The following is a 26,626-nucleotide window of genomic DNA, read 5'->3' as shown; positions in this document are numbered from 1 at the left end:
ACCATTAATAAAAAATTATATTTTATTTCTACTTTTTTGCATTGTGAATTACTTTTTTTGATTGAGAAATAATTATAAATTGAATATAAAATCCCAATAGAAAATAATGTGATAAAGGAATAATTTTTCATAATTTATATTTTTTAATTATTCCACTCCCACTGAATCATCGCCGCGCCCGTCTGCAACTCCAGAAATTGTTCCGTCCATATTTACTAAAATCATTTCAGTTCTACCAATTTGTTCTCTTTTCTCCACTTTATAATTCATTTTCTCTAAAGAATTGATGGTGCTTTCTGGGAAATCTTTTTCCACAAAAACCACTTCAGGCAACCATTGGTGGTGAAATTTTGGAGAATTTATAGAAAGATTCGCATTCATTTTGAAATCAACAACATCTACAATTGATTGATAAACCGAAGTAGGAATTGTAGTTCCGCCCGGAGTTCCAACAACCATTAAAACTTTTCCATTTTTTAAAACTAAAGTGGGAGACATAGAACTCAACATTCTTTTTCCAGGTTGAATTGAATTTGCTTTTCCACCAACTGCGCCGTACATATTCGGAACTCCCGGTTTTATAGAGAAATCATCCATTTCATTATTTAAAAAAAAACCAGCGCCAGAAACCACGACTTTACTACCATAAAGTCCGTTCAAAGTTGTGGTAACAGAAGCTGCATTTCCGTCTTTATCCAAAACTGAAATATGCGTTGTTTCCGTAGATTCTTTCGGTTGAGAAATGATGGTTCCAACTTCTGAACTTGGTGTTGCTTTATTTGGATTGTAAGATTTCCACCGGTTTTTTAAATACTCATCTGAAATTAATTTTGCAGTTTGATCTTTAATAAAATCTGGATCTCCCATATATTCTGCTCTGTCTGCAAAAGCGCGTCTTTCTGCTTCAATCATTGGTTGAACTGCATTTACAGAATTTTGTTGATATTTTTCGATATTTTGATAACCACTCATTTTTAGCATTTGAGCTAAAAGAATTCCGCCACTTGAAGGTAAACCCATCGTCACAATTTCATTTCCTTTGTAATCAAAAACCATTGGTTTCCGAACTTTTGTTTTGTAACTTTTTAAATCTTCTAAAGTAATTATTCCATTGCCACGTTTCATTTCGGCAACAATTGCTTTTGCGGTTTCGCCTTCATAAAAGCCTTTTTCCCCAAAATCTCTTATTCTAATTAAAGTTTTTGCCAACTCTTTTTGAATGAGTAGATCACCTGCTTTCCAAGGTTTGTCTTTAATAAAAACAATTGAATTTTTATTGTGTTTTAGAAAATCTGCTTTGGTTTCATTTAATTCATTTGCTTCTTTAGAAGTAATTGCAAAACCTTTTTCAGCTAAATCTATTGCTGGTTGGATTAAAACTTTCATCGGTAATTTTGCATATTTTAAAGTCGCAAAAAACCCAGAAACCGAACCTGGAATTCCAACCGCTAATCTTCCATTTTGGGATAAATCCGTGTCTGCATTTCCTTTTGCGTCTAAATACATATCTGCAAAAGCTTTTTCAGGTGCTGTTTCACGATAATCTAAAGTAAATTTTTCGCCGTTTTTATAGCCCACCAAAAATCCACCGCCACCAATATTTCCTGCGTGCGGATAAACTACAGCCAAAGCTAACTGAGTTGCAATAATTGCATCAAAAGCGTTTCCACCTTTTTTTAAAATTTGAGCACCAACTTCACTCGCCAAAGGATGTGCAGAAACCACTAAACCTTTATTACGAACTTCAACCTCTTTTACCGTATTAAAATCTTTAAACTGAGCAGAGAAAATTTGACTAGAAATAACAAAAAATAACAGGAATTTTTTCATAGAAAATAAATTTAAACAAATATAAAATAATGAGTTTGATTAATATAAAAACCTTTGAAAATTTTTCAAAGGTTTATATAATCTAATTAAATTGTTAATCACTTTTTAGCTGCGAATAATTGCAGCCCGACTTGAACGGAGCTCTTTTTTGTGTAGCAAAGCGGAACAAAAAAAGCGGGAGTGGAAGGCGGAAAAAGCTGCCAAAAAAAATAATTTAAATCTCAGTTTCTAAATCCCAATTTTCCAAATAATCATGAACATGTTTTAAAAACATTCCGCCTAAAGAACCATCTACAACGCGATGATCATAAGAATGCGACATAAACATTAAGTTTCTAATCGCAATTACATCGCCATCTTTTGTCTCTAAAACTGCAGGTTTTTTCACAATCGCACCAACTGCTAAAATCGCCACTTGCGGCTGCGGAATAATTGGTGTTCCCATGAGATTTCCAAAACCACCCACGTTTGAAATGGTGTAAGTTGCGCCTTGTGTATCTTCTGGTTTTAGTTTTTTATTTCTTGCGCGGAAAGCCAAATCATTAATCGCTTTAGTTAATCCTAAAAGTGAGAGTTGATCGGCATTTTTAATCACTGGAACAATTAAATTTCCGTCTGGAAGTGCAGTTGCCATTCCAATGTTAATATTTTTCTTTTTAATGATTTTATCACCATCTACAGAAACATTAATCATTGGGAAATCTTGAATTGCTTTTACAATAGCGTGAACAAAAATCGGCATAAAAGTTAATTTTTCGCCTTCGCGTTTCATTAAATGATCTTTGTGTTTATTTCTCCAACGAACTACATTTGTAACGTCGCTTTCTATAAAAGAAGTAACATGGGGCGAAGTTTTTTTGGAATTAACCATTGCATCTGCAATAATTTTTCTAACGCGATCCATTTGTATGATTTCATCTCCATCATTAATTTTTACAGGAATTGATTGTGGAGATGGAGTAGAAGCACTTATTGAAGTAGCTTTCGGTATTTCTGAAACTGTGGTTTTTGTTTGTGTATTTCCACGGTTTGCAACAAATGCCAAAATATCTTCTTTTGTAATTCTTCCTTCTAAACCAGTTCCTTTAATATTTTCTAATTCTTGGTTTGAAATATTTTCTTGTTGTACGATAGATTTTACCAAAGGCGAAAGAAAACCTGCGTTTTCAGTAGTTGAAGAAGAATTCCCTGTTTCTGACATAGAATTACTCATGGCTTTTTCTAAACCTTTTACGACTTCAGAATTCTCGTCAATTTTAATTTCTTCTGTATTTTGAGATTCACTTTCAGAAGAATTTCCATCTTCAGTTTCTAGAATTGCAATTACTTCTCCCACTTTTGCAACTTCATCTTTTACTTTCAAGATTTTAACTATCTTTCCTGAAACTGGGGTCGGAACATCAGAATCTACTTTATCTGTGGCAATTTCTACTACAGAATCATCTTCATTTACGGTTGCTCCTTCTGTAAAAAGCCAATCGATAATTGTAGCTTCCATCACACCTTCTCCCATAGAAGGGAGTAATAATTTATATTCTGCCATATTGTTTTTACGATTTTTACAAAGATAAAAAATTTTATCAATTATAAAATAGTGAATTTTTTAATAATATTTTTGCAAAATTTATAAAATAGAAATTTTAAAAAGAAATTTAAAATTATTGTGATTTAAATATATTTAAAGTATAATTTTAATTGATTTCTGCTTCAAAAACTTCTTCAAAATGTGTTTTAATTTTGTTTTTTAATTCTGAAATTTCTTCTAAAGAAAATTCTTTTTCTAGTTCCGCTTTAAGTGAAGTTACACCTTTATCTTTTATTCCACAGGCAATTATATAATCAAAATATTTTAAATCCGTATTTACATTTAGAGCAAAACCGTGCATTGTAACCCATTTTGAAGTTTTTACACCTAAAGCACAGATTTTTCTAGCGTATGGTTTTCCCACATCTAACCAAACTCCTGTTTCACCTTCAGAACGTTCACCTTTTAATCCATATTCTGCAATTGTTCGGATAATAACTTCTTCTAAATTCCGCATATAAACGTGGATATCAGATTTAAAATTATCTAAATCTATAATTGGATAACCAACTAACTGTCCGAATCCGTGATAAGTAATATCTCCACCACGGTTGGTTTTCACAAAAAAAGCGTCAATCTCTTTTAACTTTTTGGCATTTGCGAGCATATTATGTTCGTCACCAGATTTTCCTAAAGTATAAACGTGCGGATGTTCTACAAAAAGCAAATAATTTGGTGTTTCCTCAAAAATGCCATCGGTTCTGTCACGGTTTTTAAGTTTCTGCTCGATAATTGATTTCATTAAATTTTCTTGATAATCAAAAGCTGTTTGATAATCCATCAAACCCAAATCTTTAAACTCTAAAACTTTATTTTGTGTTGCCGTCATTATTTTATTTTATTTGAACGTGCCGAAAGTAGCGTTCTTAATATCAAACAAAATTAAGAATTTAATTTATTATGCTATGAATAAAATCTACTGATTTTGACTTCCAATCTTTTTGTTCAAGTAGAATATTGACGAAAGCTGTTCCTATAATTGCGCCATCTGCTTTTTTTGTAACAATTTCAAAATCATTTCTATTTTTTATACCAAAACCGATGAATAAAGGATTTTTTAAATCTATTTCTGAAAGCTTTTGTAAATAGTCTTCGTTGTTTACGGTTTTATTTTCATTTCCTGTGGTAGAAGAAGAACTTACCGCATACAAAAATCCGGAACTTAAAGAATCTAAATATTTTATTCTTTCTTCAGAAGTTTCGGGTGTTACCAAAAATGTGAATTTCAGATTATATTTTTCTAAAATTTTCTGATAATTTTTTTCAAATTCCACAGGAGGTAAATCTGGAATTATTAAACCAGAAACGCCCGAATCTGAACATTTTTTGCAGAATTCTTCAAAACCAAAACTTAAAACCGGATTAATATAGCCCATTAAAATTACAGGAATTTTAATCTCATCTTTCACCGATTTTAGTTGCTCAAATAATTTTTCGATAGACATTCCATTTTTTAAGGCCAATTCATGTGCTTTTTGAATAACTGGTCCATCTGCAACTGGATCAGAATAAGGCATCCCGATTTCCATCATTTTTGCACCAGAATCCTGGATTATTTTCATAATTTCGGTGGTATCTTCCAGTTTTGGAATTCCAGCTGTGAAGTATATATTTAGTTTTTTCATTTTATTAAAAGATTAAGTAAAAGATTAAGTAGGAATTGTAGAATATATAAAGTAATTATTGTTAAAATAAAGTACAAAATACTCACTAAAATTCGTTCTTTCTTCGGAATAAATGTTTGAATTGAAAGGTTTTTAAAGGCTAAAATTAATTTAGATTTATTTAGCCAAAGTAAAATAAATATTAAAATCTGATATAAAATGGCATTCGCTAAAGCACCATGAGAAACTTGATAAAAATAGTCTTGCAGGATAATATTTACAAGAATGCTTGATAAAACAAAACAACCTAAAATTCTTGTTTTCGGAATAAAAAGCAATATCGATCCCAATATTTCAAATACTCCAAGAATGATGGCATAACTTCTTGAATAAGCGTAAAAAGCCCACATTATTCTCATTCCATCATATTCGGAAAGAGGTTTTGTAAAAGAAAGAAATTCACCAAACTGCAGAAATTTTGCGCCGCCATAAACGCACATATTTAATGCGATGTAAATAACAAAACTCCATTCTAAAATATTATAAAATTCTTGCTTTTTCATTTACAAATATTGCAGATAAGTTTCCATGTCTTTATCACCACGTCCGCTCAAACAAACGACTACGACATCATTTTCATTAAATTTCTTTTTACCAAAAACCGCCAAAGCGTGTGCTGATTCCAAAGCCGGAATTATGCCTTCAATTTTGGTCAGTTCAAACGCAGATTGCAAGGCTTCATCGTCTGTAATACTGAAAAATTCTGCTCGGTTTTGTTTAAATAAATTCGCATGAAAAGGACCGATTCCCGGATAATCTAAACCCGCAGAAATAGAGTGTGGCTCAATAACTTGACCTTCTTTTGTTTGCATTACAATACTTTTGCTTCCGTGCAAAACGCCCAAAGTTCCGAGAAAAGTAGTCGCTGCAGATTTACCGGAATCTAAACCAAAACCACCTGCTTCTGCAGCAATCAATTTTACATTTTTTTCTTCCACAAAATGATAGAAAGTTCCTGCAGCATTACTTCCGCCACCGACACAAGCAATTACATAATCGGGATTTTCACGTCCAATTTTTTCTTTTAATTGCCATTTAATTTCCTCTGAAATTACAGATTGAAATCTTGCAACCAAATCCGGAAACGGATGTGGTCCAACTACACTTCCAATGATATAATGTGTTGTTGTTGCATTATTGATCCAATCTCGGAGTGCTTCATTTACAGCATCTTTTAAAGTTTTTGAACCAGAAGTTGCAGGAATTATATTTGCTCCGAGCATTTTCATTCTCGCAACATTTGGCGCTTGTCTTGCAATATCGATTTCGCCCATATAAACGATGCATTCTAAATTCATCAAAGCACATGCAGTTGCCGTTGCAACGCCATGCTGTCCGGCTCCAGTTTCTGCAATGATTCGTTTTTTTCCTAATTTCTTCGCCAATAAAACTTGTCCGAGTGCATTATTAATTTTGTGCGCTCCGGTGTGATTTAAATCTTCGCGTTTTAAATAAATTTGAGAATTGTATTTTTCACTTAAATTTTTTGCAAAATAGAGTGGTGTAGCGCGACCAACATAATCTTTTAATAGGTTTCGAAATTCTTTTTGGAATTCTTCCGATTCAATTATTTCGATATATTTTTCTTGTAATTCAGATACATTTGGATAAAGCATTTCGGGGACGAAAGCGCCGCCAAATTCGCCATAATATCCGTCTTGATTGGGATTCTTATATTTTAATAAACTCATTTTTGATACTATTTTTGAAGTCTTTTATTTTTTCTAAATTTTTATTTCCGGGTTCAATTTCGAATTTCGAATTGATATCCAACGCGAAAGGTTTTTGGTTTAAATTTTTTAGATTTTCAATATTTTCCAATGAAATTCCGCCACTTAAAAAGTAAGGTTTTGGTATTTCAATTTTATTTAAAATCTGCCAATCAAAAGATTTTCCTGTTCCACCAAATACTTTTGAATCGGTGTCAAATAAGAGATACGAGATTTCAGATTTGAGATTTGAGATTTTTTCAAGTTGATTTTTAACTTCTGAAAATTGATTTCCTATTCGAATTACTTTTATAATTCCTGTTTTTGGATTTAATTTTTGTCTTAATTCCACTATAAAATTTTCATTTTCGTCACCATGAAGTTGAATAAAATTAAGATCTGCTGTTTCGGAAATTTCAATAATTTTTTCAATTTTTTCGTTAACGAAAACTCCCACTTTTGAATGTGAGTCAAGTGATTTAATTTCATTATAAGTCAAATGATTCAGTACAAATCGTGGTGATTTCTCATAGAAAATAAATCCTAAAAAGTCTATTTTAAAAGAAATTAATTCTTCAATTTGGTTGATTTTTGTTAAACCGCAAACTTTAATTTTCATATCAAATTTGTTTACAAAATTCTTCAAAAGTTTTCCCTGGATTTTCGGTTTTCATAAAATATTCGCCCATTAAGAAACCATCAAAACCTTTTTCCTTTAAATATTGGAAATCTTCAATATTGTAAATTCCACTTTCTGCAATTTTTAAAATGTCTTTTGGAAGTTGATTTTTTAAGTGAAAAGAATGTTCCAGATTAACTTTAAAATCTTTTAAATTCCGATTATTAATTCCCACAAAATCTACTTCTTTATTAATATGTTTTAATTCGCTTTCATCATGAATTTCCAATAGAACTTCCAAACCCATTTGATGTGAAAGAGCCGTAAATTCTTGAACTTGAGAAACCGAAAGATTTGCTGCAATTAATAAAATTACATTTGCGCCAAATGATTTTGCTTCATAGAATTGATATTCATCAATCATAAAATCCTTGCGCAAAATGGGGATTGAAATCTCTTTTCTAATTTTTGAAATGTCATCTAAACTTCCCCCAAAAAATTGATTATCTGTTAAAATTGAAACTGCACTTGCTCCAAATTTTTCGTAATTTGTTACGACTTCTAAAACATCAGATTTATCATTGACAATTCCTTTTGAAGGCGACTGTCTTTTAAATTCAGCGATAATTCCCCATTTTTCTTTTAAAGTTTGTTTCAAAGATTTTCCCGATTTTCCAAAAAATTCAGAATCCATTAATTCACTTAAAGAAACTTCAGATTTTGCTTTCTGAACTTCTTCTTTTTTATGCTCAATTATTTTATCTAAAATGTTCATTTTTAATTGATTAAATGTGTCAAACAATTGAGTGCTTTTCCACTTTCCAGACTTTCTTTTGCTAAACTCAAACAAGAATTGTAATTGCCAAATTTTTGCGTGCTTTCCAAAACAATAGCCGCATTTGCAGTTACAACTGCATTTTGTGCTAAAGTTCCTTTACCTTCTAAAATTGATTTAAAGATTTTTGCACTTTCTGATATTGAATTGCCTCCTAAAATTTCATCCGGATTTATTTTCTGAAACCCGAGATCTTCTGGGGAAAAAATCTTTTCACCATTTTTAGAAATAATTTTAGTGTCGGCCGTTAAGGAAACTTCGTCATAACCATCCAAGGCGTGTACTAAATTAAAATTTCTTTTTTGTTTTTGAAGCAAATATTGATACAGTCTTGCGATTTCCAAATTGTAAACACCAATCACAGAAAATTCTGGTTTTGAAGGATTAACAAGGGGTCCCAAAATATTAAAAAATGTTCTTAAACCAAGTCCTTTTCTCAAAGGCGCAACGGATTTCAAAGCAGGATGAAAAAGTGGTGCGTGTAAAAAACAAAGATTTGCTTTTTCTAAATCTTGCTTTAAATCTGCTTCATTATTTTTAAATTTGTATCCCAATTCTTCCAAAACATTCGAGGAACCAGAAACTGTAGAAACGCCGTAATTACCGTGTTTCGCCACTTTTTGTCCAGCTCCTGCAACAATAAAACTTGCCAAGGTTGAAATATTAAAAGTGTTTTTTCCGTCACCGCCAGTTCCAACAATATCTGCTAAATCTTCGCCTAAATTGACTTTAACGGAAAGTTGCATTAAAGCTTCACAAAAACCTTCCAATTCTTGCAAAGTAATATTTCGCATTAAGAAAACCGTAACAAAAGCAGTAACTTCTTTGTCATTAAATTTATTTTGCGCAATTTCCGTTAAAATCGCTTTTGCTTCTACTTTGGTTAAAGTATTATGATTAAATAAATATTGTAATATTTCTTTCATTTTAATTCTTTAAAAAATTTTCCAAAATTTCTTTTCCTTTTGGAGTTAAAATACTTTCGGGATGAAACTGTACGGCTTGAACATCGTAAATTTTATGTTGCAATGCCATAATCATTTTGTCTTTATCAATTGCTGTAATTTCTAATTCTTTTGGAAAATCTTCTGGAGAAAGCGCCCAAGAATGGTATCTTCCTGCTTCAAAAGTTTCTGGGAAATTTTTAAAAATCTTACTCTTTGGATTTAAAATTTGCACTTCTGTGGCAACACCGTGATAAATTTCTGAAAGATTAATTAAATTTCCTCCAAAAGCTTCTCCAATTGCTTGTAAGCCAAGACAAACACCGAAAATTGATTTTTTGGGTGCGTAAGTTTTAATTAAATCTAATAAAATTCCTGATTCTTTAGGAATTCCTGGACCGGGTGACAAAATGATCTTGTCATATTTTTCAACATCGTCTAACGAGATTTCATTATTTCGGAAAACGTCAATTTTTGCGTCCACAATTTCTTCAATCATCTGAACCAAATTGTAAGTGAAACTGTCGTAATTATCTAAAACCAGAATTTTTGATGTTGATTTTTCAGTATTTTTTTTCATTTCTTTAATAATTATTTGTTTTAGTGATTGTGATTTTTCTATCAACTGAAAAATAAAGACAATACATTATATTGATTCTGCTTTTAGAATTGCTTTTTTCAAAGCACTCAGTTTATTATTTACTTCCTGTAATTCATTTTCAGCAGAAGATTTTGCAACAATTCCTGCACCGGCTTGGTAAAATAAAGTATTGTTTTTACTTAAAAATGTTCGAATCATTATTGCCTGATTACAGCTTCCATCAAAACCAACAAAACCCAAACAACCGCCGTAAAAACCACGCGATGTTTTTTCATATTCATCAATTAATTCCATCGCTCTATATTTTGGAGCGCCACTTAAAGTTCCTTGTGGGAAAGTAGTCGCAATCATTTCAAAAGGATTCTGATTTAGTAAAGTTTTTGCCGTCACTTCAGAAACCATATGAATCACGTGTGAAAAAAACTGAATTTCTTTTAATTTTGTAACTGTTGTATTTTTACCAATAATGCTTAAATCGTTTCGTGCTAAATCAACTAACATCGTATGTTCCGCATTTTCTTTGGGATCTTTTTTTAATTCTTCAGCAGATTTTAAATCTTCTTCTAAAACGCCGGTTCTTTTAAAAGTTCCTGCAATTGGGTGAATTATTGCTTTTCCATCTTTTATAATCAATTGACTTTCTGGCGAAGAACCAAATAATTTATAATCGCCATAATCAAAGTAAAAAAGATAAGGTGACGGATTAATATTTCGCAAAGCGCGGTAAACATTAAAATCGTCACCTTGAAATTTTTGCTCAAATCTTCTAGATAAAACCAATTGAAACACATCGCCACGGAAACAATGTTTTTTGGCTTTTTCAACATTTTCTCTGTAGTTTTCATCCGTAAGATTAGATTTTTCTTTGTCTATTTTATTGAAGGGAAAAATTGGAGCATTTTTTTGATTGATTAAATTTTCAATTTTAGAAATATCAGATTTTAAGCCTTTTATTTTATTTTCAATTAAAAACATTTCATCGTTAAAATGATTAATAGCAATCACAAATTGATAAAATCTGTATCTTAATAATGGAATTTTATTTTCTTCAGAGTGCTCTTTAAATTTAATATTTTCAAAAAAAGGAATTGCATCATAACTTGTATATCCAAATAAACCTTGTGCAGATTTTCCCAAATCGTGAATTGGAAGTTCGCCTTTAAAACATTTACAGAAATTTTGTAAAACATCCGTTAACTTTTCATCTTTTAAATTCATTTTAAAAGAAGGTTCAAGTGGAAATTTTACTTCGGCTTCATTAAAGTTTTTAATTTCAATTCCGCCAATCGCATTAACGGCAATAAACGAGAAATTATTTTGCGAATTTTGATTTCCGGCACTTTCTAAAAGAACAGTATCTCTAAATTGATCTCGCAATCGAAGATAAATTCCTACAGGTGTAAAAAGGTCACTTAGGGTAGATTTTACCGAAGTTTTATAAATAATTTTCTGTGAAAATTCCATATTTTAAATTTAGTTATTTTGATTTCAAGACATAAAAAAAGACTTTAACATTTCGCTAAAGTCTAATAAAATCTTAAATTATATTTTTAAAAATTTAAACAAAAGAAATGTATTTCAGACCCGCGAAGAGTTGAAATGCCACCACCAATTTTTGTTTAAAATATTCATTTTGTAATTCCTAAAATTAATTTAGATTAATTCTGAGGCAAATGTAGAAAAGATTTTTGAAACAACACAAAGTTATTTAAATTAATTGCAAAATTTTCTATAACAATAAATAACTCTTACATTTGAAAAAAAATAAAAGTATTATGAAAAAATTATTAGTAGTAGCATTTCTCGGTGCTTTAACGCTTTCCGCATGTTCAAAAAAAACTGAAAATACCGAAAGTAACACAATGATGGAAGAACCAGATAGTACAACAATTAAATCAGATTCAAAACCAACCGATGGAGCAGTTAAAATGGATTCAACTGCTATGAAACCAATGAAATCTGATAGTACAATGTCAAAATAATTTTATTGAAATATAATCAGAATTTTATTTAAAAATAAAAGCTTTTCATTAAATTGGAAAGCTTTTTTGCTTTTAGTAAGTAAGCAAATAGCTTTAAATTAATTATATTTGCAACTTATAAAATTACACAAAATAAATGCAATTATCAGAACAAGAAGTCATTCGAAGAGAAAAACTATCTAAATTAAATGCTTTAGGAATCGACGCTTTTCCTGCCGCAGAATACAAATTTACGGACACTTCAAAATCCATAAAAGAAAATTTCGCAGAAGGAAAGAAAGTAAAATTAGCTGGTCGATTAATGTCACGCAGAATTCAGGGAAAAGCTTCTTTTGCTGAACTTCAGGATTCTGAAGGGAAAATTCAAGTTTACTTTAACAGAGATGAAATTTGCAAAGGAGAAGATAAAACTTTATATAATGAAGTTTATAAACATCTTTTAGACATCGGAGATATCATCGGAATTGAAGGGGAATTATTCACGACACAAGTTGGAGAAATGACCGTAAAAGTTTCCAATTTCACTTTGTTAACCAAAACTTTACGCCCGCTTCCACAACCAAGAACGGACGAAGAAGGAAATGTTTTTGATGCTTTTAATGATCCTGAATTGCGTTACAGACAGAGATATGTTGATTTAATCGTCAATCCGCAAGTAAAAGAAGTTTTTATAAAACGCACAAAATTATTTAATGCGATGCGAACTTATTTTAACAACGCAGGATATTTTGAAGTGGAAACACCCATTTTACAAGCAATTCCGGGTGGAGCTGCAGCAAAACCCTTTATCTCACATCATAATGCTTTAGATATTCCATTATATTTAAGAATTGCGAATGAATTGTATCTTAAAAGACTTATTGTAGGTGGATTTGACGGTGTTTATGAGTTTTCTAAAAACTTTAGGAATGAAGGAATGGATAGAACGCACAATCCAGAATTTACCGCAATGGAAATTTATGTGGCTTACAAAGATTACAATTGGATGATGGATTTCACAGAAAAATTGTTAGAATTTTCTGCAATTCAAGTGAATGGAACGACAGATTCTACTTTTGGCGAACATACTATTAATTGGAAAGCGCCCTATCCAAGAGTTTCTATGACAGAAGCCATTCAAAAATTTACGGGATTTGACATTACTGGAAAATCAGAAGAAGAAATTTTTACTTTTGCAAAATCCATAGGAGTTGAAGTGGATGAATCTATGGGTAAAGGAAAATTAATTGATGAAATTTTTGGAGAAAAATGTGAAGGAAAATTTATTCAACCGACTTTTATTACTGATTATCCGATTGAAATGTCACCTTTAACCAAAAAACACAGAAGCAAAGAAGGTTTAACCGAAAGATTTGAGTTAATGGTTTGCGGAAAAGAAATCGCAAACGCTTATTCTGAATTAAATGATCCGATTGACCAAAGAGAACGTTTTGAATCTCAAATGCAATTATCCGAAAGAGGCGATGACGAAGCAATGTTTATCGACAATGATTTTCTTCGCGCATTAGAATACGGAATGCCTCCAACTTCTGGTTTGGGAATCGGAATGGACCGATTAATTATGTTTTTAACCAATAATGAAAGCATTCAGGAAGTATTATTTTTCCCACAAATGCGCCCAGAAAAAGTCTTGCCAAAAGTAGAATTATCAGAAGATGATGAATTACTTTTAAAATTATTAAACCAAAATAATGGCGAAATGTCTTTAAATGATTTAAAAGAACAATCTAAATTCTCTGGTAAAAAATGGGATAAATCTTCTAAAAATTTATCTAAAAATAATTTAATTAAAATTGAGAAAACGGACGATGTCGTTTCTGTGAAAATCGTTTAATTTTTACTATCGCAGATTCTACAGAAAACGCAGAATAAATACTTTTTAAAAGTCTGCTCAATTTGGAAAATCTACGAGAGTAAATTCAAAAAAAAATCCTGAAAATTTCAGGATTTTTTACTTTTTATAAATTCAAAAATAATCTCGGATTTACCGGCGTATTATTTTTATGAACTTCATAATGCAAATGTGGCCCAGTTGAACGACCTGTATTTCCAGATTTTGCGATTATATCATTGACTTTTACCACGTCATTTGCTTTCACTAAAAGTTCGGAAAGATGTCCGTAAAGTGTAGCTAAACCATTTCCGTGGGAAACAATAATGCAATTTCCATAACCGCCTTTTTGACCTGAAAAAATAACGGTTCCTGTAGCGGCGCATCTCACATCAGTTCCAAAAGCAACGGCAATATCTAAACCTTTGTGAAATTGCATTTCATCAGCTTCTGGTTTTCCATTTGCTTTATTAGCTTCTAAACTATCTTTTTTAGAATTTTCAGAACCCGTTACAGAAGCTAATAAAACCGTTCTTTTTGGAATAGGATTTACTCTTTTACCGAAATTAGAAGAAATATATCCGTTTGTTGGCAAACCTAAAGGAATAGTTTGTAATTTATTTTGAAGATTTACTAAATATTGACTGTAACGATTGCTTTGTTTAGAAACATAAACTGCATCGCTCAAACTGTCTTTAGAAAGGAAATTAATATTTTGGTCTTCTATATTTTTGGAGCTTAAAAATTGATGTAAATTACGAATAGTTTGGTCAATTTGTCCTAAGTCGGTTTTCATTTTAAAATAATCTATACTGTCTTTTTGAGTATTTATTTTAACTAAATTGACTTCATAATTTTTATAATTTCTTTCCGAAAATAGTTTCGCTATTATAATACTTTGAAGAAAAATTAAGAATAAAAAACCACCTAAAAGTAACTGTATATTTTTCTTTCTTTTCAGAAATTGTTTCATAAATAATTAAAATTAAATTTTTCAGACGGCAAAAGTAAATATTTATTATATTCAAAAGTTAGTTTTAACAAACTTTAAGAAAGAATGTTAAAATTAAATTCTTTAAAAATTGGGAAGGTAATAATGAAGCACAATTCATATATTTGTAATACTCAGAATTAATTATGACAAAAAAATTGACGGATAAAAAAATAGTTTCAGAAAAAGAATTAAAAAATTCTGGAAAAGTTGGAGTAGTTGGAAGTGGTAGTTTTGCAACCGCAATTGTAAAAATGTTGGTAGAGAATTCTGATAAAGTTTATTGGTGTGTACGAAATGAATTTGTAAAAGGAGCCATAGAACTTCGCGGTCATAATCCAGTTTATCTGACTTCCGTTAGTTTTAAAAAAGAAAATTTAATTTTAACAACTGAAATTAATGAATTGGTTTCCAATTGTGATGTTATCGTTTTAGCGACGCCGTCTATTTATCTTTCAGATGCCATAGAGAAAATGACTTGCGATTATTCTAATAAAATTTTTGTTTCTGCCATCAAAGGAATTGTGCCAAAACACAATGATGTTGTAGCACATTATTTGCGAGATGTCTTTAAAATAGGGTTTAAATCTCAAGCGGTAATTGCAGGACCTTGTCACGCAGAAGAAGTGGGGATGGAGCGTTTATCTTATCTTACAATTGCAACTGCAGAACATAAAGTGGGCGAGATTTTAAAAAAATTATTTGCATCAGATTTTATTAATGTTCATACGAGCAAAGATATCTTGGGAAATGAATACAGCGCTATTTTAAAAAATATTTATGCAATCGGCGCCGGAATGGCTTCTGGATTAGGTTATGGAGATAACTTTGCTGCTGTTTTTGTCTCAAACGCTATCCGTGAAATGGAAGTTTTTTTGGAAGCGATTTACGAAGAACCACGTGACGTGAATGAAAGTGCGTATCTCGGAGATTTATTGGTAACTGCATATTCCTTATTTTCTAGAAACCGAAGTTTGGGAAATTTAATTGGAAAAGGTTACACCGTAAAATCTGCAATTCAATCTATGAATATGATTGCAGAAGGTTATTACGCGGCAGATTCTGTCTATAAAACCGGTAAAGAAAAAAAAATAGATTTACCGATAATTAATACAATTTATCAGATTTTATATGAAGAAAAAAGTGCGGAGAAATTGTTTAAGAAACTGACTTTGAAGTTGAACTAAAGAAATTAAATAATCTCAGATTTTTCCTTTTTAAAAGATAATTTCGAACTAAAATAAAAAATATAAAATGGAAATTATGAAAAATAATATTCCAACTAATATAATTTTTGATTTTAAATCTTCATTCAAAAATATCAAACTTAAATAATACGCAGGTTTATTAAAATCTTCATGGAAATAGAGAAGTATCAAATTAGGTATTGCAATAAAAAGTAAATTTAATTGCGATATTTTTCGATGATAATTAATCATAAGAGAAATTAAAATTCCTAATAAAACCGCAAAATAACCGCTGAATAATAAAGTTAAACTGAAATCAGAAATATCACTCCCATCAAAATTTTCAATTCTAAAATAGGTTTTAATTTCGTCTAAATTTCACTTTTTACAAAAATTTCGGTCATTTTAATATTTTGAAAACAGGCAAAAGTTCTAAATGAAAGTCCTAAAAAATAAACAGTAAAAACTGAAACAATATATTTTTTAAATTTATTTTAGTTAGAAGTTTTATTTTCATTTAAGTCAAATATAAACAACATATTATTTTAATTCAAAAAAAATTCTCTCCGCATAAATCTTTAAACAAAAAACTTTACCCGAAATTCGTAGCATAAAATTTATTTATGCCAAATTTTCTCACAAATACAGATATAAAAAGCGAAGTTTTTTATCCTTCAAGATGAAGTTCAATATCCATTTGCTGATGGAGAATTCTAATAATTTCAATTCTTAATTCTTTTAAATTTATTTTGTAAAAAATAAAATGAGATTTTACTTTTGTACAAAAATATCCTTTTCGAAGGTCGTTGTAATCTTTTCCCGATTTAGGATTCTCAGCAAGATATTCAATTTCGTCCATTATCAAATTGTAATATCTGATCGCTTGTACTTCAGACCAATTTTCACAGGTGTAAATCCAAATGTTTTCTAAATCAATTTCAGCTAATTTAGAAATTTTGTAATTCATCATTTAGCGGATTGATTTTTCATCTTATCTAAAAAACCATCACGGTTGAAATCTTTTGAAAATCCAGATTTTTCTCCTTTTTTTAGTTCGCTAATTAATAATGCTTTTTTAGATTCTTGATTTTCAAAAAGTCTTAAAGCAGTTCTCACAACTTCACTTGCAGAAGTAAAATGCCCAGATTTTATTTGACGGTTTATGAAATCATCAAAATAATCACCTATTAAAATTGAAGTATTTTTTGCCATTATTTTTTATTTTAAATTCAAATATACCAATTGTTGGTATAATTAAAAAATTATATGTTAATTATTTTAATCTAAAATTACTTATATAAGTTTTAACTTAAAAAATCTTTAAACAAAAAACTTTTCACGAAATTCGTAGCATAAAATTTATTTATGCCAAATTTTCTCACAAATACAGATATAAAAAACGAATACGACATCATTCTGATTGGTGGCGGAATAATGAGTACCACTTTGGGAACTTTACTTCATGAGTTTGAACCGAATTTAAAAATAGCCATTTTTGAACGTCTCGGAAGATTTGCAAAAGAAAGTTCAGCCGCGTGGAACAACGCCGGAACAGGACATTCCGCTTTTTGTGAACTCAATTATACACCAGAAAATGAAGACGGAACAATCGATATTTCAAAAGCCGAAAAGATTGCAGAGCAATTTGAAATTTCAAAGCAGTTTTGGTCTTATTTAATTTCAAAAAAATATATTGAAAATCCAAAAGATTTCATTAATTCTTGTCCACACATGAGTTTAGTTTTTGGTGAAAAGGACGCAGAATATCTCAAAAAGCGTCATGATAAAATGATAACTTCCAATTTATTTAAAGGAATGAAATTTTCCACCGATCACAATCAATTGCGAGAATGGATTCCTTTAATTATGTCTAAGAGAAAAGACGAAGAAGTTTTGGCAGCTACCAAAATGGATCTTGGAACTGATGTAAATTTTGGAAGTTTAACAAGAAAAATGGGGCGTTTTTTAGCCGAAGATTCTTTGGTAGATGTTTTTCTTTATCATGAAGTGAAAGATTTAGATTTAGAAAAAAACGGCACTTGGAAAATGAAAGTGAAAAACCGAATGACAGGAAAAAGTAAGAAAGTTTCTGCTAAATTTGTTTTTATTGGAGCAGGAGGTTATGCATTACCACTTTTAGAAAGTTCAGATATTAAAGAAAGTGAAGGTTACGGAGGATTTCCCGTTTCCGGACAATGGTTGGTTACTCACAATAAGGAATTAATTGCACAACACCAAGCAAAAGTTTATACTCAAGCTGGTTTAAATGCGCCTCCAATGAGCGTTCCACATTTAGATTTGCGAATAATTGATGGTGAAGAAGCGTTGCTTTTTGGTCCTTTTGCAGGATTTTCTACAAAATTTCTTAAAAATGGAAGTTATTTAGATTTACCTGAAAGCGTAAATTTAAGTAATATTCGTTCTCTTTTTGGTGCGTGGTGGCATAATTTACCGTTAACAAAATATTTAATTGAACAAGTGGCGATGACGAAAACCCAAAGAATTGCACACTTAAGACAATTTGTAAAAGATGCAAAAGAAGAAGATTGGGAACTGAAAATTGCGGGTCAAAGAGTACAAGTTATTAAAAAAGATGACGAGAAAGGTGGCAAATTAGAATTCGGAACTGAAGTGGTGATTAATAAAAATAAAACAATTGCCGCAATTTTAGGCGCTTCTCCAGGTGCTTCAACTGCTGCTTTTGCAATGCTACATATTTTAGAAGAATGTTTTCCTGAAAAAATGGAAAATGAATGGCATGAAAAATTGTTGGAAATTTTTCCGAGTTATGGAAAAAAATTATCTGAAAATCCCGAATTGACGGAGAAAGTTAGAAATTATTCTAAAGAAATTTTAGAATTAGATTACGATTAATTTTAAAAAAATCCCATTGTCTACAATTGTAAAACCATTTATTGAAAAGAAAATTTTAGAAGATTTAAAAACTGAAATTTCTACAGAGCAACAAGTCATCGTGCATTGTTGTTTTAAAAATAATTTTGCTTTTGGAATGTTAATTAGAATTTGGAAAACTACTTATTTATTAGACACGCAATCTTCTCACAAAAGCAAACTGCTTTTCGCAAATAACATTTGTTTTAATCCCGATTGGATGGAAGTTCCTTTGGTAGAAAATTATTGGTTTACTCTAGTTTTTAGTGGTTTACCAAAAGATTGTACTCATTTTGATTTGGCTGAAATAATTCCAGAAAGTGGTGGTTTTTATGTGCCGAAAATTGAGAGAAATAAGACAGATGTTTATAATATTAATATTTAAAACTAAAAAAATTTATGAAAAACCTATTTTATTTTTCTATCATTTTCCTTTTGTTTTCTTGCGCAACTCCCAATAAAAAATCTGAAATTGCAGATATTCAAAAATTTCAAAAAGATTTAAATACCGAATACCAAAATCCAAAAGAAACCCCTTTAAGAGGAGAAAATTTTAAGAATTTTACCGTTCATCCGTTCTTTCCAATTAATTTAAAATACCGCGTAAAAGCTGATTTTACTAAACTTACAAATAGCCCAAGTTTCCAATTACCCACAAGTTCTGGTAAATCAAAAACTTATAAAGCTTATGGAAAAGCCACTTTTAATTTAGAAGGAAAGAAATATTCTTTAACTATTTATCAAAGTCAAGATTTAATGAAACAAAAAGGATTTGAAGATTATCTTTTTCTACCTTTTCATGATTTAACCAACAATCACGAAACTTATGGTGGCGGAAAATATTTAGATTTAAGAATCCCAAAAACGGATAAAATTGTGATAGATTTCAATCAATCTTATCAACCGTATTGCGCTTATAATGCTTATGATTACAATTGTCCCGTTGTTCCAAAAGAAAATTCTTTACCCATCAGAATTGAAGCGGGCGTAAAATATTTGAACACTTATTTCGAGCATTAAAAATGATTTTTCTTAAATTTTATAAACCAAAAGATTTCGAAGATTTAAATTACAATTTAAGTGAACTCCAAATGGAATTTACTGCAACCTTAAATTTAGTTTTAGAAAGAATTAAAGAAAGAGAATTGAATAGTGATTTTTTTTCTCAACCAATTTCTATTTTTTTGGATGAAAAACCCGTCGGCTTTTTCGTTTTAGATTTAGGAGAAGATAAATTTGGACTTACGGAAAATCCTGATTCTATATTGGTTCGTTCCTTTTCTGTAAATCCCAAATTTCAAGGAGAAGGAATCGGAAAATCTGCAATGTTTCTTATAACAGATTTTGTGAAAAATAATTTCCCCAAAGTGAATGAAATCATTTTGTCTGTAAATGAAAGAAATGAGTTGGCTTATCAAATTTATTTAAAGACAGGTTTCCATTTTTTTGGTAAAATTATATCTGGAAAGAGTGGACTTCAGAAAATTTTATGCAAAAAAATTTAAGAAAATTTTAAGTTTAATAATTCGCCATTAAAATTTCACTTCACTAAATTTGAGTAAATAATTAAAAAATGGAAATCTCGCTCAAAAATCAAATTGCTTTAATTACAGGTTCATCAAGCGGCATCGGCGCGGGAATTGCAAAATCAATGGCTAAATCTGGCGCTACAGTTATTATTAATTATCCTTTTGACGGCGCAATTTCAGATGCAGAAAAAGTTTTAAAAGAAATTACCGATAATGGTGGAAAAGGAATGGTTTACAAGTGCGATGTTTCAAAAGAAGAAGAAGTGATTAAAATGTTTCAAGATATTGTTTCTGCTTATGGAACGGTTGATATTTTAGTTAATAATGCAGGAATTCAGAAAGATTCAAAATTTGAAGAAATGACTTTAGACCAATGGAACGCAGTGATTGGCGTGAATTTAACTGGTCAATTTCTTTGTGCAAGAGAAGCCATAAAAGTTTTTTTAAAACGCGGAATCGATGAAACTCGTTCCGTTGCTTGCGGAAAAATCATTCATATTTCTTCCGTTCACGAAATAATTCCGTGGGGCGGTCATGCAAATTACGCGAGTAGCAAAGGCGCAATCCGAATGTTGATGCAAACTTTAGCTCAAGAATTTGGCAGTAGAAAAATAAGAGTAAATTCAATTTGTCCGGGTGCTATTCAAACCAATATTAATAAAGGAGCGTGGAGTTCACAAGAAGCCTTAAATTCTTTGATGACGCTCATTCCGTATAATAGAATTGGACAACCACAAGATATAGGAAATCTAGCGGTATTTTTAGCAAGCGATGCAGCGGATTATATTACAGGTGCAAGTATTTTCATTGATGGTGGAATGACCACATTTGAGAGTTTTTCTGAAAATGGATAAATTCCATTGTAATGGAAATGTAACAAAAAATTGAAAATTCTTAAATCGGATATCTTTTTACGCCACTTTCCATCATCTTCTTCCACCACGTCGGAGAACTTACTCACGCTAAAGCGCAGTTTCGAGAGTAAAAAGTCATACATTTTTTTTATATTGTATCGTTTTCCAAAATCTTTAATCTAATTTCTAACATCTTAAATATGACCGCAGAACAAAAACGCCTTCCACATACTGAATGGAAGAAATATGGACCATACGTAAGTAACAGAGAATGGGGTTTGGTAAGAGAAGATTACAGCGCAAATGGTGATGCGTGGAATTATACCAATTATTTTTCTGCAGAATCTACCACCTATAGATGGGGAGAAGAAGGAATTTGTGGGATTTGTGACGATAAACAATTAATAGTTTTTTCGGTAGGATTTTGGAATAAAAAAGATCAAATTATTAAAGAACGTTTATTCGGACTTTCTAATTCACAAGGAAATCACGGCGAAGATGTGAAAGAATATTATTATTATTTAGATAGTACTCCAACGCATTCTTACATGAAAATGCTTTATAAATATCCACAAAATGCTTTTCCTTATGAAGATTTAATTGATAAAAATGCAGCAGCGGGAAAAGAAAATCCGGAATATGAATTAATTGATACCGGAATATTTGATCAAAATGAATATTTTGATATTTTTATTGAATATGCAAAAAATTCACCCGAAGATATTTTAATAAAATTAACTATCACCAATAAAGCAAACGTAGAAGCCCCGTTAATTTTACTTCCAACTTTATGGTACAGAAATACTTGGAATTGGGGTTATAACGATTATAAACCTCAACTTTCTTCCACTACTGAAAATCAAATTAAAATAAATCACAAAGAATTAAATTTAAAAAATCTTTATTCAAATACTTCCGCAAAACCACTTTTTTGTGATAATGAAACCAATCAAAAAAAAATCTATCATCAACCAAATACTTCCAAATTTTGCAAAGACGGAATTAATGATTTTATAATAAATAAAAATAATTCTACAATAAACCCTGAAAATACGGGTACAAAAGTCGCATTTATGATTGAAGAAAGTTTTGCGGCTTTAGAAACAAAAACTTTTGAATTCAGACTTTGTGATGCAGATTTAGAAAAACCATTTGAAGATTTCGAAAATTTATTTAAATTAAGACAAAATGAAGCCAATGAATTTTACAAAGAAATTCAAAAAGGAATAGAAACTGACGATGAAAAGTTGGTGCAAAGACAAGCTTTTGCAGGACTTTTATGGAGCAAACAATTTTACCATTATAATGTAGAAAAATGGTTAGATGGAGATCCTGCAGAAGTAAAACCGCCAGAAAGTAGAAAAAAAATAAGAAATTATGAATGGGAAACTTTAGATAGTTTAAACATTATTTCAATGCCCGATAAATGGGAATATCCGTGGTTTGCAACTTGGGATTTGGCGTTTCACACGATTGGTTTTTCTTTAATAGATTCAGATTTTGCAAAAGACCAACTTAGATTATTAACGCTCGATTGGTTTATGCATCCAAACGGACAATTACCCGCCTATGAATGGGATTTTAGTGATGTAAATCCACCAGTTCATGCCTATGCAGCATTTAGAGTTTTTAAAATTGATGAAGCTTTAAAAAACAAACCGGATTTAGAATTTCTAGAAGCAGTTTTTCAAAAATTACTTATGAATTTCACTTGGTGGGTAAATAAAAAAGACAATAATGGAAACAATATTTTTGAAGGTGGATTTCTTGGTTTAGATAATATTGGTGTTTTTGATCGAAGTCAAAAATTACCAGATGGCGAAAGTTTGGAACAAGCAGATGGAACAAGTTGGATGGCGATGTTTGCTTTAAATATGATGCGTATTGCAATGGAATTGGCGCTTTACAATAAAGTCTATCAAGATATGGCGACTAAATTTTTTGAACATTTTCTAAGCATTGCAAAAGCATTAGATAATATGGGTGAAGAAAACTTTAGTTTGTGGGATGAACAAGATCAGTTTTTCTATGACGCACTTTCTTTAAAAGATGGCACTTGTTTATTTTTAAGATTAAGAACAATTGTTGGTTTAATCCCAATGTTTGCAGTAGAAGTTATGGATGAGGAAATGTTGGAAAAATTACCAAAATTTAAAGCCAGAATGCAATGGGTTTTAGATAATAAACCAGAATTAGCGGCTCTTGTTTCGCATTGGGAAGTTAAAGGAGAAGACTCTAAACATTTACTAAGTTTGCTGCGCGGTCATCGTTTAAAAAGATTGCTTTATAGAATGCTTGATGAAAAAGAATTTTTGGGAGAATTTGGAATTCGGGCATTATCAAAAGAATATCAAGACAATCCATTTCATATTAATTTAGATGGTAAAGATTTTTCTGTAAAATATTTACCGGCAGAAAGTGATAGTTACATGTTTGGCGGAAATAGCAATTGGCGCGGACCTATTTGGTTTCCAATTAATTTTTTAATCATAGAAAGTTTACAACGTTTTTTCTTTTATTATAGTCCAGATTTTAAAGTGGAATATCCTACAGGAAGTGGAAATTATTTTAATTTAGATGAAATTGCAACTTCACTTGGAGATCGATTGAAAAATATTTTTTTAAAAGGGAAAGATGGGAAACGCGTTTTCAACAGACAATATCCGAGATTTCAAGACGATCCAGATTTTCGAGATTACATTTTATTTTATGAATATTTTGATGGAGATTCTGGACGTGGAGTAGGTGCATCACACCAAACTGGTTGGACCGCGGTAATTGCAAAATTATTGCAACCAAGATTATCTAAGAAAAAAATGGATAAAGCGGAAACAGAATCGCCCAAAGAATAGAAAATAAAATCCGAAATATAATTTTCGGATTTTGTTTTTTTAATATTTAATATTCCAATTTTTCAAAATAAAACTGAGCAACCAAATTGGACCAACCAATAAAAATTGTAAATCTTTCAGGAAACTTGGTTTCTTACCTTCAATTTTGTGACCGTAAAATTGTCCGATCCAAGAAAGAACAAAGATTACTAAAAAAATTATCCAAGAATTAGGGCGAAATGAAACATTAATATGAAAAATGATAAACTCAAAAATAAACATAATTAAAATCATCAATAGCGCAATTTTCCAGGATAATCTGAAATAAAATAAACTTACTAAAACTATTGCAATTAAGCTCGCAATACTTATATAACCATAAAATTTAATAAAAATATGCGGAACAGGGATTAGTGAAATAAATCCTAAAATACTCAAAAAAATTAAGGGTATACAAATCCAGTGAATGATTTTATTCGTGTGGTTTTGATGGCTTTCTGCATATTCTGCGAAAAGTAAATCTATTTTTCTCATACTTTCAGTTTTTAGGTTTTAGCTTATCGATTTAAGTTTCATACGTTCAAAAATTTATTTTTGTCATTGACTACGTAGAATCTTTGATTTCTGACGAAGGCAGAATCTCTACTAAAAGAAAATTCTTCACTTCGCTTTGCTCCGTTCAGAATGACAAATGATTTTTTTTAACTGATTTCAATTCCGTTTTCAACTTTCACTTCTGGCGTTACAAAAGCCAATTTTCCGTCTTCTTTTGTTGTCAATAAAAGCATTCCTTGAGATTCAATTCCACGGATTTTTCTGGGTGTTAAATTCGCTAAAATCATCACTTGTTTTCCTACACATTCTTCAGGTGTGAAACTTTCTGCAACTCCTGAAACTACAGTTCTCACATCAATTCCTGTATCGACGGAAAATTTTAATAATTTGTCTGCTTTTTCAACTTTTTCTGCAGTTAAAATAGTTGCCGTTCTTAAGTCAATTTTAGTAAAATCGTCAAATTGAATTTCGTCTTTCATGGGTTTTGCGTTTGCATTGGTTTTTTTATTATTTTGTTTGGTCGCTTCTAATTTTTGAATTTGGAATTCAATAGTTTCATCTTCAATTTTAGAAAATAAAAGTGACGCTTCATTTATTTTGTGTCCTGTTTTTAAAAGTACATTTTCAGTTTCAATTTTTTGCCAAGTCCATTTTTCAGAATTAAACATTTTCATTAATTTTTCTGAACTAAATGGTAAAAATGGTTCACAAATTTGCGCTAAACCTGCCGCAATTTGAGCCGCTACAAATAAAGAATTTGCAGCTTTTTCAGGATTTTCTTTAATAGTTTTCCAAGGCTCTTCAATTTGCAAATACTGGTTTCCGAAACGAGCCAAATTCATCATTGAACTTAAGGCGTTTCTAAATTCAAATTTGGTTAAAAATTGATTAACTTCTTTTGCAGCTTTAGAAATTTCATTTAATTCCGTTGCATTTTCATTTCCTGAAGGAATGACTCCGTCGTAATATTTATTAATTAAAACCGCTACACGATTAATAAAATTCCCGAAAATTCCGACTAATTCCGAATTATTTTTAGTTTGAAAATCTTTCCAAGTAAAATTATTATCTTTTGTTTCTGGCGCGGAAGAGAGTAGTGCATAACGCAAAACATCTTGTTGACCGGGAAATTCTTCTACATATTCATGCGCCCAAACTGCCCAATTTCTGGAGGTCGAAATTTTATCATTTTCAAGATTTAAAAACTCAAAAGCAGGAACATTTTTTGGCATTTTATAATCGCCATGTGCTTTCATCATTGCAGGGAAAATAATACAATGAAAAACAATATTATCTTTTCCAATAAAATGAACGAGTTCAGAATCGTCACTTTGCCAATAATCTTTCCAGTTTTTTCCGGTTTTTTCTGCCCATTCTTGGGTAAAAGAAATGTAACCAATTGGTGCGTCAAACCAAACGTAAAGTACTTTTCCGTCTGCATTTGGTAAAGGAACAGGAACGCCCCAATTTAAATCGCGCGTCATTGCTCTGGGTTTTAATCCATCATTTAACCAAGATTTTACTTGTCCATAAACGTTCGGTTTCCAATCTTCTTTATGACCTTCAATAATCCATTTATTTAAAAAATCTTCGTAATCATTTAAAGGCAAATACCAATTTTTAGTTTCTTTTAAAATAGGACTATTTCCGCTTAACATTGAACGTGGATTAATCAATTCTGAAGGAGAAAGCGTTGTTCCACATTTTTCACATTGGTCGCCGTAAGCATTTTCATTGCCACAATTAGGACAAGTTCCTACAATATAACGATCGGCTAAAAATTCTTCTGCTTCTTCATCAAAATATTGTTCAGAAGTTTCTTCTATAAATTTATTTTTATCATATAAAGTTGTAAAAAAATCTTGTGAGACTTGTCTGTGTTTTGGAGAGGTAGTTCTAGAATATTCGTCGAAAGAAATTCCTAAATCTGAAAATGATTTCTTGATAATTTCGTGGTATTGATCCACTATATTCTGTGGTGAAACGCCTTCTTTTTTAGCACGAATCGTAATTGGAATTCCATGTTCATCAGAACCGCAAATAAACGCCACGTCTTTTCCCATTCTACGTTCAAATCTTGCATAAACATCTGCGGGAATATAAACTCCTGCGAGATGACCAATGTGAACGGGTCCATTTGCATAAGGAAGTGCGGCTGTAATTAATTTTTTATCTGACATTTTTTAG

The 26,626-nt window shown here is 30.7% G+C and carries 25 protein-coding genes; 9 read left to right on the top strand and 16 right to left on the bottom strand.

Features of this window, described 5'->3' with window-relative positions:
- Positions 1 to 147: 147 nt before the first annotated feature.
- The 11 genes from ggt to ACN0WB_RS03900 form a co-directional block, all read right to left on the bottom strand.
- Positions 148 to 1,830 carry a gamma-glutamyltransferase gene (ggt, locus tag ACN0WB_RS03950; RefSeq protein ID WP_417429069.1) on the bottom strand — a complete coding sequence of 561 codons (1,683 nt, stop codon included), beginning with the start codon at positions 1,828 to 1,830 and terminating at the stop codon, positions 148 to 150.
- A gap of 214 nt (positions 1,831 to 2,044) precedes the next feature.
- Positions 2,045 to 3,373, bottom strand: coding sequence for a dihydrolipoamide acetyltransferase family protein (locus ACN0WB_RS03945; RefSeq protein WP_417429067.1), 1,329 nt, complete (start codon positions 3,371 to 3,373; stop codon positions 2,045 to 2,047).
- 148 nt (positions 3,374 to 3,521) lie between these two features.
- The gene (gene lipB / locus ACN0WB_RS03940; RefSeq protein WP_417429065.1) at positions 3,522 to 4,244 is read right to left on the bottom strand and encodes a lipoyl(octanoyl) transferase LipB; all 723 of its coding nucleotides are present in this window, start codon (positions 4,242 to 4,244) and stop codon (positions 3,522 to 3,524) included.
- A 61-nt stretch (positions 4,245 to 4,305) separates the two neighbouring features.
- The gene (gene trpA / locus ACN0WB_RS03935) at positions 4,306 to 5,040 is read right to left on the bottom strand and encodes a tryptophan synthase subunit alpha (RefSeq protein ID WP_417429063.1); all 735 of its coding nucleotides are present in this window, start codon (positions 5,038 to 5,040) and stop codon (positions 4,306 to 4,308) included.
- Entirely contained in the window at positions 5,037 to 5,582 is a 546-nt protein-coding gene (locus ACN0WB_RS03930; RefSeq protein WP_417429061.1) for a hypothetical protein, read from the bottom strand. Before ACN0WB_RS03930 ends, trpA begins: the two co-directional genes overlap by 4 nt.
- Entirely contained in the window at positions 5,583 to 6,770 is a 1,188-nt protein-coding gene (gene trpB, locus ACN0WB_RS03925; RefSeq protein ID WP_417429059.1) for a tryptophan synthase subunit beta, read from the bottom strand.
- Complete coding sequence (locus ACN0WB_RS03920; protein ID WP_417429057.1) at positions 6,751 to 7,407, bottom strand: phosphoribosylanthranilate isomerase; 657 nt, start codon at positions 7,405 to 7,407, stop codon at positions 6,751 to 6,753. Before ACN0WB_RS03920 ends, trpB begins: the two co-directional genes overlap by 20 nt.
- Position 7,408: 1 nt before the next feature.
- Entirely contained in the window at positions 7,409 to 8,182 is a 774-nt protein-coding gene (gene trpC / locus ACN0WB_RS03915) for an indole-3-glycerol phosphate synthase TrpC (protein WP_417429055.1), read from the bottom strand.
- Positions 8,183 to 8,184: 2 nt separating this feature from the next.
- Entirely contained in the window at positions 8,185 to 9,168 is a 984-nt protein-coding gene (gene trpD, locus ACN0WB_RS03910) for an anthranilate phosphoribosyltransferase (protein ID WP_417429053.1), read from the bottom strand.
- A 1-nt stretch (position 9,169) separates the two neighbouring features.
- Positions 9,170 to 9,766: an anthranilate synthase component II gene (locus ACN0WB_RS03905; RefSeq protein ID WP_417429051.1), complete on the bottom strand. Its 597-nt coding sequence runs from the start codon at positions 9,764 to 9,766 to the stop codon at positions 9,170 to 9,172.
- A gap of 66 nt (positions 9,767 to 9,832) precedes the next feature.
- Positions 9,833 to 11,251: an anthranilate synthase component I family protein gene (locus ACN0WB_RS03900; RefSeq protein ID WP_417429049.1), complete on the bottom strand. Its 1,419-nt coding sequence runs from the start codon at positions 11,249 to 11,251 to the stop codon at positions 9,833 to 9,835.
- 311 nt (positions 11,252 to 11,562) lie between these two features.
- Between ACN0WB_RS03900 and ACN0WB_RS03895 the strand changes: the two genes are divergently transcribed.
- Together ACN0WB_RS03895 and lysS are read left to right on the top strand one after the other, a co-directional pair.
- Entirely contained in the window at positions 11,563 to 11,769 is a 207-nt protein-coding gene (locus tag ACN0WB_RS03895; protein ID WP_417429047.1) for a hypothetical protein, read from the top strand.
- 136 nt (positions 11,770 to 11,905) lie between these two features.
- Complete coding sequence (lysS, locus tag ACN0WB_RS03890) at positions 11,906 to 13,603, top strand: lysine--tRNA ligase (protein ID WP_417429045.1); 1,698 nt, start codon at positions 11,906 to 11,908, stop codon at positions 13,601 to 13,603.
- Between the two features lie 124 nt (positions 13,604 to 13,727).
- On the opposite strand, the gene ACN0WB_RS03885 is transcribed toward lysS, so the two are convergent.
- A complete protein-coding gene (locus tag ACN0WB_RS03885) occupies positions 13,728 to 14,573 on the bottom strand; it encodes a M23 family metallopeptidase (RefSeq protein ID WP_417429043.1) in 846 nt (281 codons plus the stop codon).
- 164 nt (positions 14,574 to 14,737) lie between these two features.
- Here ACN0WB_RS03885 and ACN0WB_RS03880 point away from each other — a divergent pair, with 164 nt between their 5' ends.
- On the top strand, positions 14,738 to 15,778 hold the full coding sequence (locus ACN0WB_RS03880; protein WP_417429041.1) for an NAD(P)H-dependent glycerol-3-phosphate dehydrogenase: 1,041 nt from the start codon (positions 14,738 to 14,740) through the stop codon (positions 15,776 to 15,778).
- A gap of 667 nt (positions 15,779 to 16,445) precedes the next feature.
- On the opposite strand, the gene ACN0WB_RS03875 is transcribed toward ACN0WB_RS03880, so the two are convergent.
- Together ACN0WB_RS03875 and ACN0WB_RS03870 are read right to left on the bottom strand one after the other, a co-directional pair.
- Positions 16,446 to 16,748: a type II toxin-antitoxin system RelE/ParE family toxin gene (locus ACN0WB_RS03875; RefSeq protein ID WP_417429039.1), complete on the bottom strand. Its 303-nt coding sequence runs from the start codon at positions 16,746 to 16,748 to the stop codon at positions 16,446 to 16,448.
- The gene (locus ACN0WB_RS03870) at positions 16,745 to 16,990 is read right to left on the bottom strand and encodes a type II toxin-antitoxin system ParD family antitoxin (RefSeq protein ID WP_417429037.1); all 246 of its coding nucleotides are present in this window, start codon (positions 16,988 to 16,990) and stop codon (positions 16,745 to 16,747) included. The genes ACN0WB_RS03875 and ACN0WB_RS03870 overlap by 4 nt, the downstream gene beginning before the upstream one ends.
- Positions 16,991 to 17,143: 153 nt before the next feature.
- On the opposite strand from ACN0WB_RS03870, the gene mqo reads away from it, so the two are divergent.
- The 6 genes from mqo (at position 17,144) to ACN0WB_RS03840 (ending at position 23,905) form a co-directional block, all read left to right on the top strand.
- On the top strand, positions 17,144 to 18,652 hold the full coding sequence (mqo, locus tag ACN0WB_RS03865; protein ID WP_417429035.1) for a malate dehydrogenase (quinone): 1,509 nt from the start codon (positions 17,144 to 17,146) through the stop codon (positions 18,650 to 18,652).
- Between the two features lie 16 nt (positions 18,653 to 18,668).
- The gene (locus ACN0WB_RS03860) at positions 18,669 to 19,055 is read left to right on the top strand and encodes a hypothetical protein (RefSeq protein WP_417429033.1); all 387 of its coding nucleotides are present in this window, start codon (positions 18,669 to 18,671) and stop codon (positions 19,053 to 19,055) included.
- 14 nt (positions 19,056 to 19,069) lie between these two features.
- Complete coding sequence (locus ACN0WB_RS03855) at positions 19,070 to 19,690, top strand: DUF1684 domain-containing protein (protein ID WP_417429031.1); 621 nt, start codon at positions 19,070 to 19,072, stop codon at positions 19,688 to 19,690.
- Positions 19,691 to 19,692: 2 nt separating this feature from the next.
- Positions 19,693 to 20,175: a GNAT family N-acetyltransferase gene (locus ACN0WB_RS03850; RefSeq protein ID WP_417429030.1), complete on the top strand. Its 483-nt coding sequence runs from the start codon at positions 19,693 to 19,695 to the stop codon at positions 20,173 to 20,175.
- 68 nt (positions 20,176 to 20,243) lie between these two features.
- Positions 20,244 to 21,053: a glucose 1-dehydrogenase gene (locus ACN0WB_RS03845; protein WP_417429028.1), complete on the top strand. Its 810-nt coding sequence runs from the start codon at positions 20,244 to 20,246 to the stop codon at positions 21,051 to 21,053.
- A 200-nt stretch (positions 21,054 to 21,253) separates the two neighbouring features.
- Entirely contained in the window at positions 21,254 to 23,905 is a 2,652-nt protein-coding gene (locus ACN0WB_RS03840) for an MGH1-like glycoside hydrolase domain-containing protein (protein ID WP_417429026.1), read from the top strand.
- Positions 23,906 to 23,944: 39 nt separating this feature from the next.
- Here the strand turns inward: ACN0WB_RS03840 and ACN0WB_RS03835 are convergent, their stop codons facing one another.
- Together ACN0WB_RS03835 and metG are read right to left on the bottom strand one after the other, a co-directional pair.
- Positions 23,945 to 24,418: a DUF962 domain-containing protein gene (locus ACN0WB_RS03835; protein ID WP_417429025.1), complete on the bottom strand. Its 474-nt coding sequence runs from the start codon at positions 24,416 to 24,418 to the stop codon at positions 23,945 to 23,947.
- 167 nt (positions 24,419 to 24,585) lie between these two features.
- The gene (gene metG, locus ACN0WB_RS03830; RefSeq protein ID WP_417429023.1) at positions 24,586 to 26,619 is read right to left on the bottom strand and encodes a methionine--tRNA ligase; all 2,034 of its coding nucleotides are present in this window, start codon (positions 26,617 to 26,619) and stop codon (positions 24,586 to 24,588) included.
- Between the last annotated feature and the right edge of the window lie 7 nt (positions 26,620 to 26,626).

The sequence above is a fragment of the Halpernia sp. genome (assembly GCF_048269545.1).
GTDB lineage: Bacteria > Bacteroidota > Bacteroidia > Flavobacteriales > Weeksellaceae > Halpernia.
The sequence above is the reverse complement of the archived record's forward strand: the minus strand, read 5'-3'. Positions and strand labels throughout refer to the sequence as shown.